An 11,548-nucleotide genomic window follows, 5' to 3' on the forward strand; every position below is an offset into this window, starting at 1 on the left:
AGTCTCCTCGCGGCGCGCGACCGAGCGACGCGCGCGCCTTCCGGCCGCGGGGGCCGGACGCACGGATGCTAGCAACAAACGAGGCGCTTCGCCCTCTCCGGCGGGCGCGGAAGGGGGGCTTCGCGCCGCGCCCGCGGAACGCGCCGAAACCGCGACGAGATCGACGTCGCCGGGCGGCGCGGAACGGCGCTTCGCCGACCGGCCGCCGCGGGCTCGCCGTCAGACGACGACGTCGTCGTCCACGAGTTCGAGATCGAGGCGCGGGAGACGCCAACGGGCGCCGGCGCGCCGCGCCGGCACGGCGAGCAGCTCCAGCGTCCCCTGCGGCGCGGGGAGCCCGGCCATCTTCGCCAGCGGGGCGAGCGTCTCCGGACCGAGCCGCCCGCCGATCGGGTAGGGGGGCTCGGCCCCGGCGACGATCGTCCAGGCGCCGAGCAGGCGCGAGGCGGCGCGGGCGAGGGTCATCGGCCGCGCGGTCAGGAAGGCGGGAACGGCCACCGGCCCCTTGCGCCAGAACGGCAGCGCGGTCGCCTCGCCCGCGTCGCCGGGCGGCAGGTCGGCGACGCGCCGCGCCGTGATCGGCGTCGCGATCCCCGCGGTGAAGAGGAAGGCTCGCCCGCATTCCTTGCAGAAGCAGACGATGTCCCGCGCGCTGCCGGCGAGGTCGCCGTTGCAGACCGGACAGGCGAGCGGCACGAAGCGCGGCCCGCGGCTCACGACTTCTCCTCCATCGAGCGCGCGAGGCGGACCAGGCCGACGCCGGCGGCGGCGAGGATCGCGGCCGCGAAGACGACCATGCGCAGGCGGGACGCGGCGATGTCGTAGTGCGAGGCCTGCGTGAAGAGCCCCGCGTGCGCCAGCGCCCCTCCGGCGAGCCCCGCGACCGCGGCCCCGAGCGAGAGGAGCCGTCGCTCCAGCGCGCGGACCGAGACGGGCGCAAGGTCGTACGACACGACCTCGCCCGAGACGCCGTCGATCGCCGCCGTGCCCCGCGCGCCGCCGCGCGAGAGGCGCGCGAAGTAGACCGGGTGGTAGACGAGCCCCATCTCCCGCGTCAGCTCCACCGCCTCGGCCTCCGCGCCGGGCAGCAGCCCGCCGATCAGTCCCTCGCGCGCCGCGGCCATCACCGCGTCCACCTCCGCTTCGGCGCGCCGCCGCGGCACGAACGGATCGAGCACGACGCCGCGTTCGCGCAGATCGGGATGGAACAGGATCAGCTTCCGCCCGCGCCCCTCCTTGCGCCCCGCGGCGAGCCCGGGCACGCGCTGCCGCCGGCGGTCGAGGGTCGGCAAGCCCATCTCGTCGAGCGGGCAGGCGGAGACGAGCGCCACCTGCACCCGCTGCACCTCGCGCGAGACGTCCTCCGGCGCGCCCTCGACGCGCCGCTGGACGTACGAGGCGCGGCCGTCCTCGGCGATGTCCCGCTCGAGGACCGTCTTCTCGCGCGCCCGCTGTCCCCGCACGCGTCCCACGAGCACGCTCTCGGCGCGCCAGAACGGAACGAAGATCAGCTCGGCGGAATCGACCTGCGGCGCCGGCTGCCCGTCGGCCGCGGCCCGTTCCGCGATCCGCGCCGCGAGGGCGTCCGGCTCGATCTCCGGCAGCGCGGCCAGCGCGGGACCGCCGCGGGCGTCCTCGATCCGTCCGAGGACGCCGCACGACTCGCAGCGCGCGAGCTGCCCCGCCGCCCCCTCGGGGTCGGGCGTGCCGCCGCAGCGCGGGCAGGCGAGCGGCGCGATCTCGTCGGCGCGGCTCATCGGGACGCCTTCCACCAGACGACGCCGAGGGCGGCGCCGGCGACGGCGAGCGAGTAGGGGAACGGAAGGACGATCGCGCCGGCGGCGCTCGCGGCGAGGACGAGCAGCGACTCGCGCTCCAGAAGGCCGCGCGGCGCGGCGGCGCGCGAGGCGGCGACGTCGGGGGCGAGGACCTGCCCCGACAGCGCGTCGCACCACGCGGCGGAGACGCGCCCCGAGGAGCGCAGCGCCACGCGGTAGAACGGATAGTCGATCCGCGCCGTTGCCGCGGGCGGCTCGAACGCCGGCTCGACGCGCGCCGCCCCCTTCGCCGCCGCGGCCGCCTCTTCGCCGCCGTCGGCGACGAGGTCGGTCCCGGCGGGACGCCACGCTTCGCGGAGGGCGGGCGGCAGGTCGGCCAGCGGGGCGAGCGGCTCGCGGGGCGAGCCGGTCTTGGCGAACGGGTAGAAGACCAGATCGGCCGTCCCCGCGGTCCACGGCTCGGGGGCGCCGGAGAGGGCGGACGCGACGAGGCGCCGCGCGTCGTCGGGGGACAGGCGCGGCTTGGCGAGCATCGGCCGCGCGACCTCGTCCGGCGAGGCGAAGATCGCGCCGCACCACGGGCAGCGGTCGATCCGCGCCAGCGACGGATCGTCGATCGTCGCGCCGCACGACGGGCAGGTGGACGCCTCGGTCATCGGCGCGCCACGTCCGCGCCGCTCCGCAGGGCGGCGCTCTGGCTCGGTGCTCCCGGCGTCCACTGGGACAAGAAAGCCTCGCTGCGATCGCGCGGCGCCCCGCCGCGCGTCGATGGCCTCATACTCCCGGCGGGGAACGGTCCCGTCAACCCCGGCGGCGGCGGTGGATGCGGGGGAGCGGCTGGGCTAGATTTCCCCCCGCGCATCTATTTGGGGATGCCCTTTCCGAATCAAGGCGCAGCAGTGACCGATCAGGAACGGTTGACGCAAATCAATCCGACGCTCGGGCGCGGCTTCCGTCCGCCCGCCGCGCTGGTGTTGCTGACGGTCGTGCTCGTCGTCGGTCTGGTTCCGCTCGTCTTCTACGGCCGCCTCGTCACGAACGAGATGACCGACGCCCTCGTCGCCTCGGCGCAGGAACGGCAGTTGCGGTTGGCCGAGGCGGCGGCGATGCGCCTCGACGCGTTCGTCGACCAGAGCGGACGCGAGGCGGCGAAGATCGGCGAGGCGCTGGCGAGCCTTCCGGCGATCGACGCGCCGCGGCTCGGCGCCTTCCTCGACGACGCGACCGCCGCGGTCCGCTTCGTGCCCGTCGGCGGCGCGCCGCTCGCCGCGGCCTGGCCCGACGCCGACCTCGGCGCGCTGCGCGGTCCGCTCGACCAGGACGCGCGGGCCGCCGCCGACCAATCGGTCGCCCCGGCCGCCGGCGCGCCGCGTCCCGTGCTGATGGCCGGGCCGTTCGCGCTGGAGCGGCCGCGCGGCCTCGCGGTGATCGTCTCCTGTCCCGTGCAGCGCGGCGGGCGCGTCGTCGGCGTCTACCAGCAGGTCGCGCTGATCGAGAAGACGTGGGCCGAGGCCACGGCCGCCGTGCCGGAGCCGATGCGGATCTTCCTGCTCCGCGGCGACGGGGCCGTCGTCTCCGCGCCGCGCGGCCTCGCGGCCGGCGCCGACGCGTTCGGCCGGCGCGAGGTCGTGCAGCAGTTCCTCGCCTCGCGCGGCCGGTCGCGCGGCTCGCGCTCGTACGAAGGGGCGGGGCCGGACGGCGCGCCGCGCCCGATGCTCGGCTCGTTCGCCGCGACGGCGCACGGCTGGGGCGTCTTCGTCGAGGTGGACCAGAACCTGGCGCTCGCGCCGGTGGCGCGGCTGACGCGGCTGGCGACCTACGGCGCCGCGCTCGCCGCGGCCCTCGCGCTCGGCGCCGCGCTGCTCCTCGGCGGCATGATCAGCCGCCCGATCCAGCGGCTCGCCGCGATCTCGAACCGGTTGGCGGAAGGGGAATTCGAGGAACGCGCTCCCGGCTCGCGCGTCGCCGAGCTCGACGTCCTCGCCTCGAACTTCAACCGCATGGCGGCGCGGCTCGGCGAACTCGTCGAGCGGTTCCGCGTCGCGGCGCGCGACGCGAACGACATGTTCCTCGGCACGATCCGCGCGCTCGCCGAGGCGATCGACGAAAAGGACCCCTACACCAAGGGCCATTCGGTGCGGGTCAACCGCTGCGCGGTGATCATCGGCCGCTACCTCGGCCTGTCGCGCGAGGAGATGCGCCACCTGCAGATCTCCTCGCTGCTGCACGACGTGGGGAAGATCGGCATCGACGACGCGATCCTCAAGAAGCCCGCGGCGCTCTCGGAGGACGAGTTCGCCGTGATGAAGACCCATCCCGAGCGGGGCGCGAAGATCATGGGACGGATCCCGCAGATGCGGAACATCATCCCGGGGATGCGGTTCCACCACGAGCGCTTCGCCGGCGGCGGCTATCCGACCGGCCTCAAGGGGGGCGAGATCCCGCTGCAGGCGCGGATCATCGCCGTCGCCGACACGTTCGACGCGATGACGACCGACCGCCCCTATCAGCGCGCGCTGCCGGTGCGGGAGGCGGTCGCGCGGATCAACGACATGAAAGGGCGGATCCTCGATCCGGGCTGCGTCGAGGCGTTCAACCGCGCCTACGAGGCGGGGGAGTTCGAGGACTTCGGCCGCCGCCTTCCCGCCGACGCGGCGCCGCGGGCCGACGCCCCCGACGCCGTCGCCGGAGAGCGGCGCGGGAACTGATCCCGCGCGCGCCCCGCGCCGCGCCGCTCAGCCGAGCGGCCAGATCCGCGCCGACCAGATCACCGTCCCGAAAAAAACGCTCTCGAACGACTGCCCGCCGCCGAGCGGGACGCGCCGCGGCGCGCCCGCGGCCTGCGGGTCGGGGAGCAGCCAGAGCGCGTCCTCGGCCAGCGCGGCGCGGTGGAGGCGCAGCCCCTCGGGGAGCGCGAAGGCGTGGATCAGCGCCGGGTCGAAGGCGGGCGGGCGGCGGTCCACGACGACGAGGTCCCGCGGCCGCAGCCACGAGACGACGGCCCTGCCGTTCGTCTCGTCGATCCGAAGCGCCACGAGACCCTTGGCGGTGGAGCGGTCCACGAGACGGGCGTCGAGCGCGACGAGCGCTTCCGTCTCGTCGCGCGGCGGCGGATCGTCCTTCGGCGTCGCCCCCGGCGCGACGAGCGGCACGCGCAGCGTCGGCGCGCGCTCGTCGTCCTCCAGCTTGTACGCGACCTGGAACTCGTACCGCTCGGCGAGGCGCGGCCGCCCCGGCGGACGCCGGCCGTCCGGCGCCGCGTCCTCCGGCTCGCCTTCCGGCCGGTCGGCGCCTCCGCGCGGCAGACGCTGAGCTTCGGCGTCCGCCCCGCGCAGGCGCCAAACGGCGTCCCGCGTCGCTTCGTCCATGCGGGCCGTCGCGGCCCACACGCGGTAAACGTCCTCCCGTTCGCCGAGGGCGCGGGCGATTCTCACCGCGACCTCTTCGGACGGAATCTTCTCGCCGTGCTCGATCAGCGAGACATACGACGGACTCACCCCCGCGCGCCGCGCCAGCTCCATTCCTGTCAGGCCGCGGCGCAGGCGAAGGGTTCGGATGCGTCGGTGCAGATCCACGGGCGGTGCCTCTTGTCGCGATCCCCCCCGCCCGCAACCATGGTAATTGGGGCGCGGGTGGGCGGCAACGAGAGGGGACGATCAGAGGGCCGAGGCGGCCCGCGCCAACGCCTCCTTGAACGCGCGGTACGGCGCCTCGCCGAACAGGACGAAGGTGATCTCCGCGACGGCGCGGGGGCCCTGGCGGAGGAACCCGATCGCCTGCTCGACGGCGATCGCCGCCGCCTCGGCGAGCGGGTAGCCGTAGACGCCGGCCGAGATGGCGGGGAGCGCGACGTGCGCCGCGCCGAGGCCGTCGGCGACGGCGAGCGCCGAGCGGTAGGCCGAGGCGAGGAGCGCCGGCTCGCCGTGCGCGCCGCCGTTGTAGACCGGACCGACGGCGTGGACGACCCACCGCGCGGGAAGCTCGCCCGCGGTCGTCGCGACCGCCTTTCCCGTGGGGCAGCCGCCGATGCGGCGGCACTCTTCCATGATCCGCGGGCCGCCGCGGCGGTGAATCGCGCCGTCCAGTCCGCCGCCTCCGGCGAGGGCGCTGTTCGCCGCGTTGACAACCGCGTCGCAGGCGAACTGCGTGAGGTCGCCCATCGCCACCCGAATCGCGCCGCCGCCTATGCGTCGTTCTTCCATCGCGTCGTCCCCCGTTTCCGCCGCCCGCGCGCCGCGGCGCGGGGCCTCGGCCCCATGCCGTTCGGCCGGCCGATCGTGGTCTACACTACAACACCATGAGCGACGAGAGACGCGACGACGACCACGTGGACGTGATGCAGACGATCGCCGAGAGCGGCCGCGCGGCGCTGCGCGCGCTCTGGGAGCGGCGCGACGAGCGGGAGTCGCTGAAGCCCGAGGAACGCCGCCTCCTCGAACTGCTGGAGCGGCACAAACAGTTCCGTCCGTTCTGGGACGGCGCCGATCCGGAGCCCGGAACGAACCCGTTCCTTCACGTCCATTACCACGTCGCCGTCGCCGAGCAGGTCGCCTCCGGCGCTCCCCCCGAGGCGAAGGCCGCGCTGGAGCGGCTCGTCGCGGCGGGCGTCGATCCGCACGAGGCGGAGCACAAGGTCATGGAGGCGCTGATCCTCGAGTTCTACGACATGCTGAAGCGCCGCGGGCCGTTCGATCAGGAACGCTACCGCCGTCGCCTCGCCGAGTTCGGCTGCGCCGTCTGAATCGACCTCGGCCGCGCCGGCCCGCGCCGCCGCCGCCGTCGCCTCGCCGCGCTCGGCCGGGCCTCTTCGAGCGCGCCCGCGCGCGTCCGGCCGCCCTCCCCGATCTTTCCCGCCCCGTCCCCTCAAGCCGCCGTCCCCCGGTCCGATAGGGATGATGTCCGGCGGGGTCTCTGGTCCGGCGCGAGCAGTCGCGCCTTGGGCCGGCGCCCGCCGCCGACGCATCGAGCGAGAGGCGGACATGGGACGGCCCGAAGCCGAATTTCTCGAACAGCTCGACCACGCGCTGGCGCAGGCCGCGAAGTGCAGCCCCGCCGGCGGGCAGGGGGCGGCGGACCTGCGCTGGGCGCTGGACGACGCCAAGGGAACCGTACCGCCGTCGTGGACGAGGGTCCTGGCGCTGCTGGACCTCGCCGGGCGCGCCCTCGAGGCCGCCGGCGCCGGTCCGGGGGAGGCCGCGGCGTCGCTCGGCGCGCTGGTCGTGGACAGCCTGAAGGGCCTGGCCTCGACGGTGCGCGAGGGCGCGACCGGCGGCGCGGCGGTGGAGCAGGCGATCGCGGCGCTGAAGATGGCGCTCGGTCCGGCCGCCGCGGCGCCCGCGCCGGCCTCCGCCCCGTCGGCGCCCGCGGTCGCCGCGCCCGCGCCGCCGGCGAAGGCGAGCGCGCCCGCTCCGGCGCCCGTCGCCGCCGCGCCGGCGCCGACGCCGGCCGCTCCGCCCGCCCCCGCGCCCGAGGCCGCCCCGGACGTCTGGCGCCTCCTGCCCGACGACGCCGACCGCGAGCTGCTCGGCGAATACGTCACGGAGAACCTCGAGCTGCTGCAGGGCGCCGAGGCGGCCCTGCTCACGCTGGAGACCGACCCCGAGGACGAGGAGGCGATCAACACCGTCTTCCGCGCCTTCCACACGATCAAGGGGACGTCGGCCTTCGTCGACATCACGTCGGTCGCCACGCTCGCCCACAAGGCGGAGACGCTGCTGGCCCGCGTGCGCGACAAGCAGATCCGCTACGGCGGCATCTACGCCGACCTCGCGCTCCGCTCCTCCGACGCGATCAAGGAGCTGATGTTCGCGCTCAACGCGGCGATGGCCGGCGAGGAGCCGTCGAAGCCGGCCGGCTACGACGAGCTGCTTTCGGCGCTCGCCGACCCCGAGGCGCTGATCGCCGCCGGCGCCGCCGCGGAGGAGCACGACGTCGAGCCGCCGCACATCCGGATGGCCGACATCCTCGTCGCCGAGGGAAAGGTCGAGCCGCAGGTCGTCCAGGCCGTGGCCGACGCGCGCGGCGACGACAAGCTCGGCGTGGCGATGGTCAAGGCGGGGGTCGTCGGCGCGACCGACGTCGCCGACGCGCTGCGCAAGCAGAAGAAGCTGGACAAGCTGCGCAACGCGGCGGTGGACTCCTCGGTCCGCGTGCGCACCGACCGGCTCGACCGCCTGATCGAGATGGTCGGCGAGCTGGTGATCGCCCAGTCGATGGTCGAGCAGGACCCGACGGTGCGCGACGGCGCGCACTTCGACCTCGCCCGCAAGACCTCCCACATGGGCAAGATCGTGCGCGAGCTGCAGGACCTCTCGATGGCGATGCGCATGGTCCCGCTCAAGTCGACGTTCCAGAAGATGGCCCGCCTCTCGCGCGACCTCTCGCAGAAGATCGGCAAGGAGGTCGAGTTCACGTCGGAGGGGGAGGACACCGAGATCGACCGCAACATGGTCGACGCGGTGGGCGACCCGCTGGTCCACATGATCCGCAACGCGGTGGACCACGGGATCGAGCTGCCCGACGACCGCGCCGCGGCGGGGAAGGAGCGCACGGGGCACGTGCACCTCTCCGCCTGCCACTCCGGCGGCTCGGTCGTGGTGACGATCGTGGACGACGGGCGCGGCCTCGACCGGGACAAGATCGTCCGCAAGGCGCTGGCCAAGGGGATCATCGACAGCGACAAGGGGCTCTCCGACGACGACGTCTGGTCGCTCCTCTTCGCGCCGGGGTTCTCGACCGCGGAGAAGGTGACCGACGTCTCCGGACGCGGCGTCGGGCTCGACGTCGTCAAGCGGAACGTCGAGGGGATGCGCGGCCGGATCGACATCTCGACCCGCCTCGGCGGCGGGACGACGTTCGCGATCTACCTGCCGCTGACGCTGGCGATCACCGACGGGATGCTGATCCGCGTCGGCGGGCAGCGGTACATCCTGCCGACGGCGAACATCGCCAAGGCGTTCCGGCCGACCCGCAAGGAGATCTCGACCGTCGTCGGCGCGGGCGAGATGGTGTCGTACAGCGACGCGCACATCCCGCTGTTCCGCCTCGCGCGCCTCTTCCACGTCGACGGGGCGATCGACGACCCGACGCGCGGCCTGCTCGTGGTCGTGCGCGACGGCGGCGGCTACTACGCCCTTCTGGCCGACGAGATCATCGGCCAGCAGCAGATCGTCGCCAAGTCGCTCGGCGAAGGGGTTCCGAAGGTCCCCGGCGTTTCCGGCGGCGCGATTCTCGGCGACGGGCGCGTGGGCTTGATTCTCGATCCGCCGGGTCTGGGCGCGCTGGCCCGGCGCGGGAGCGAGGCGGACGGCTCGTCCGCCGCGCCGGCCGCGGTGGCTTGACGGCGAACCAACAGGGGAGACGGACGATGAGCACGCAGCAGATCTCCACGGCGGCCGAGACCGCCGAAGAACGGCGGACCGGGCGCCGCGCCGCGGCCGAAGGCGGCAAGTTCCTCACCTTCTTCCTCTCCGAGGAGGAGTACGGGCTCGAGATCCTCCGGGTCTCCGAGATCATCGGGATGATGCCGATCACCCCGATCCCGCGCGTCCACACCCACATCCGGGGCGTGATCAACCTGCGCGGCAAGGTGATCCCGGTCGTCGACCTCCGCCTCAAACTGGGGATGCCCTCGGTCGAGGCGACCGAGGAGACCTGCATCATCGTCGTGCAGGTCAAGGACTCGCCGATGGGGATCATCGTGGACAAGGTCTCCGAGGTCCTCGACATCGGCGCCGACCGGATCGAGGAGCCGCCGACCTTCGGGGCCGACGTGAACACCGACTTCATCCTCGGCATCGGCAAGTCGGAAGGGCGGGTCAAGCTGCTGCTCGACATCGACAAGGTCCTTTCGACCAGCGAGATCCTCGACATCCAGGCGGTGGCGGCGGCCGGCGAGGCCGAGCCGCAGCCGGCGGGCGTCGGCGCGTGAAGGGGATCGGCGCGGCCGCGGCGGACCACGACGGTCCGCCCCGCGGCGACGCGTCGCCGGCCGGCGGCGCGCCGGCGGACTTCCTGTCCGACCTGCGCGTCCCCGACCTCTCCGACCGCGCCTTCCGCCGCGTGGCGGAGCTGGCCCACTCCGTGGCCGGGATCAAGCTGCCGCCGGAGAAGCGGGAGCTGGTCAAGTCGCGGCTGATCAAGCGCGTCCGCGCCCTCGAGACCGCGGGGTTCGACGAGTACGTCGCCGTCGTCGAGCGGGATCCCGAGGAACTGGGGCGGATGATCGACGTCCTCACGACGAACAAGACGAACTTCTTCCGCGAGGAGGCGCACTTCGCCTTCCTGCGGAACGAGGCGCTGCCGCGGATCGCCGCCCGCGGCCGCAAGCTCCGCGTCTGGAGCGCCGCCTGCTCGTCGGGGGAGGAGCCGTACACGATCGCGATGGTCCTGCGCGAGTCGCTGCCGGACATCGACGAGTGGGACGCGCGGATCCTCGCCACCGACATCTCGGCGCGGATGATCGCCGCGGCGACGCGCGGCAGCTACCGCGCCGACCAGCTCGACGGCGTGGACAAGGCGCTCCGCGCGCGCTACTTCCGCGGCTCGGAGCGCGAGGGGCGGTTCGAGGCGGGGGACGCGCTGAAGCGGCTCGTCACCTTCGCCCGGCTGAACCTGATGCAGGACTGGCCGATGCGCGGCCCGTTCGACGTCGTCTTCTGCCGCAACGTGATGATCTACTTCGACAAGCCGACGCAGGAACGGCTCGTCAACCGCTTCTTCGACCTGATCTGTCCGGGCGGCTACCTCTTCGTCGGCCATTCGGAGAGCCTGACGCCGCTCGAGCATCGCTATCAGTTCGTGCAGCCGGCGACCTACCGGCGGCCGGCCTGAGGGAGACGACGCGATGCGGCTGGTCGTCGGCATCGCCGACATGAAGCTGTCGACCTCGCGCGGCGATCAGCTGATCACGCACGCGCTCGGCAGCTGTCTCGGGATCACCGTGTTCGACCCGGTGGCCGGCGTCGGCGGGATGCTGCACGTGATGCTCCCGCAGTCGTCGATCGACCCGGAGAAGGCGACCGAGAACCCGCACATGTTCGTCGATTCCGGCGTGCCGCGCCTGTTCATCGAGGCCTACAAGCTCGGGGCCCAGAAGTCGCGGATGCACCTCAAGGTCGCGGGCGGCGCCTCGACGCAGGGGATCGGCGACGAGGACTACTTCCAGATCGGGAAGCGGAATATCGTTATGCTGCGCAAGCTGCTGTGGAAGAACGGCGTGATGATCACGTCCGAGGACGTGGGGGGGACCTCCTCGCGCACGATGCTCCTCGATTTGGCCGACGGGAGCGTCTCGTTGAAGGTCCAAGGCGTCGAGAAGGTTTTGTAGGCGAAGAGGGCCGAAGCCATGGGTATCAAAGTGCTCGTCGTGGACGACAGCTCGGTGATGAGGTCGATCATCATCAAGACGCTCCGGCTGTCCGGGCTGGAGTTGGAGTCCGTCCTGACCGCGGGAAACGGCCGGGAGGCGCTGCTCGTGCTGGAGAACAACCCGGTCGACCTGGCGCTGGTGGACATCAACATGCCCGTGATGAACGGCGAGGAGCTGCTCGACGCCGTGCGCGCCGAGCCGGCCCTCGAGGGGCTGAAGATGATCGTCGTCAGCTCCGACCACACCGACGCGCGGATGGAGCGGCTCGCCGCCAAGGGCGTGCCGATCGTCCACAAGCCGTTCAATCCCGCCACGCTCAAGGAAACGATCGTCAAACTGACGGGAGCCGAGATCCATGACGACGGACCGACTGGCGAACTCTCTTTCTGACGCCGCCGCC

At 73.5% G+C, this 11,548-nt stretch carries 12 protein-coding genes; 7 read left to right on the plus strand and 5 right to left on the minus strand.

Annotated elements, in window-relative coordinates; translation table 11 throughout:
• Window positions 1-219 precede the first annotated feature (219 nt).
• The 3 genes from LLG88_15890 to LLG88_15900 are packed head-to-tail and all read right to left on the minus strand — an operon-like array spanning window position 220 to window position 2,434.
• The gene (locus LLG88_15890) at window positions 220-717 is read right to left on the minus strand and encodes a hypothetical protein (protein ID MCE5248391.1); all 498 of its coding nucleotides are present in this window, start codon (window positions 715-717) and stop codon (window positions 220-222) included.
• Entirely contained in the window at window positions 714-1,757 is a 1,044-nt protein-coding gene (locus LLG88_15895; GenBank protein MCE5248392.1) for a hypothetical protein, read from the minus strand. The genes LLG88_15890 and LLG88_15895 overlap by 4 nt, the downstream gene beginning before the upstream one ends.
• Window positions 1,754-2,434: a hypothetical protein gene (locus LLG88_15900; GenBank protein ID MCE5248393.1), complete on the minus strand. Its 681-nt coding sequence runs from the start codon at window positions 2,432-2,434 to the stop codon at window positions 1,754-1,756. The genes LLG88_15895 and LLG88_15900 overlap by 4 nt, the downstream gene beginning before the upstream one ends.
• Window positions 2,435-2,677: 243 nt before the next feature.
• On the opposite strand from LLG88_15900, the gene LLG88_15905 reads away from it, so the two are divergent.
• Complete coding sequence (locus tag LLG88_15905) at window positions 2,678-4,486, plus strand: HD domain-containing protein (GenBank protein ID MCE5248394.1); 1,809 nt, start codon at window positions 2,678-2,680, stop codon at window positions 4,484-4,486.
• A 27-nt stretch (window positions 4,487-4,513) separates the two neighbouring features.
• On the opposite strand, the gene LLG88_15910 is transcribed toward LLG88_15905, so the two are convergent.
• Window positions 4,514-5,353: a helix-turn-helix domain-containing protein gene (locus LLG88_15910; protein MCE5248395.1), complete on the minus strand. Its 840-nt coding sequence runs from the start codon at window positions 5,351-5,353 to the stop codon at window positions 4,514-4,516.
• Between the two features lie 81 nt (window positions 5,354-5,434).
• Window positions 5,435-5,980 (minus strand): O-acetyl-ADP-ribose deacetylase, encoded by a 546-nt coding sequence (locus tag LLG88_15915; GenBank protein MCE5248396.1) that lies wholly within the window; start codon window positions 5,978-5,980, stop codon window positions 5,435-5,437.
• A gap of 95 nt (window positions 5,981-6,075) precedes the next feature.
• On the opposite strand from LLG88_15915, the gene LLG88_15920 reads away from it, so the two are divergent.
• The 6 genes from LLG88_15920 (at window position 6,076) to LLG88_15945 (ending at window position 11,538) form a co-directional block, all read left to right on the plus strand.
• The gene (locus LLG88_15920; GenBank protein MCE5248397.1) at window positions 6,076-6,519 is read left to right on the plus strand and encodes a DUF1841 family protein; all 444 of its coding nucleotides are present in this window, start codon (window positions 6,076-6,078) and stop codon (window positions 6,517-6,519) included.
• 238 nt (window positions 6,520-6,757) lie between these two features.
• Window positions 6,758-9,118: a chemotaxis protein CheA gene (locus LLG88_15925; GenBank protein ID MCE5248398.1), complete on the plus strand. Its 2,361-nt coding sequence runs from the start codon at window positions 6,758-6,760 to the stop codon at window positions 9,116-9,118.
• A gap of 26 nt (window positions 9,119-9,144) precedes the next feature.
• On the plus strand, window positions 9,145-9,708 hold the full coding sequence (locus LLG88_15930) for a chemotaxis protein CheW (protein ID MCE5248399.1): 564 nt from the start codon (window positions 9,145-9,147) through the stop codon (window positions 9,706-9,708).
• The gene (locus tag LLG88_15935) at window positions 9,705-10,610 is read left to right on the plus strand and encodes a protein-glutamate O-methyltransferase (protein MCE5248400.1); all 906 of its coding nucleotides are present in this window, start codon (window positions 9,705-9,707) and stop codon (window positions 10,608-10,610) included. The genes LLG88_15930 and LLG88_15935 overlap by 4 nt, the downstream gene beginning before the upstream one ends.
• A 13-nt stretch (window positions 10,611-10,623) precedes the next feature.
• The gene (locus LLG88_15940; protein MCE5248401.1) at window positions 10,624-11,106 is read left to right on the plus strand and encodes a chemotaxis protein CheD; all 483 of its coding nucleotides are present in this window, start codon (window positions 10,624-10,626) and stop codon (window positions 11,104-11,106) included.
• An 18-nt stretch (window positions 11,107-11,124) separates the two neighbouring features.
• Window positions 11,125-11,538, plus strand: a complete 414-nt coding sequence (locus LLG88_15945; GenBank protein MCE5248402.1) for a response regulator — start codon at window positions 11,125-11,127, stop codon at window positions 11,536-11,538.
• Window positions 11,539-11,548: the final 10 nt, after the last annotated feature.

The organism is bacterium (assembly GCA_021372775.1).
Taxonomy (GTDB): Bacteria; Acidobacteriota; Polarisedimenticolia; order J045; family J045; genus JAJFTU01.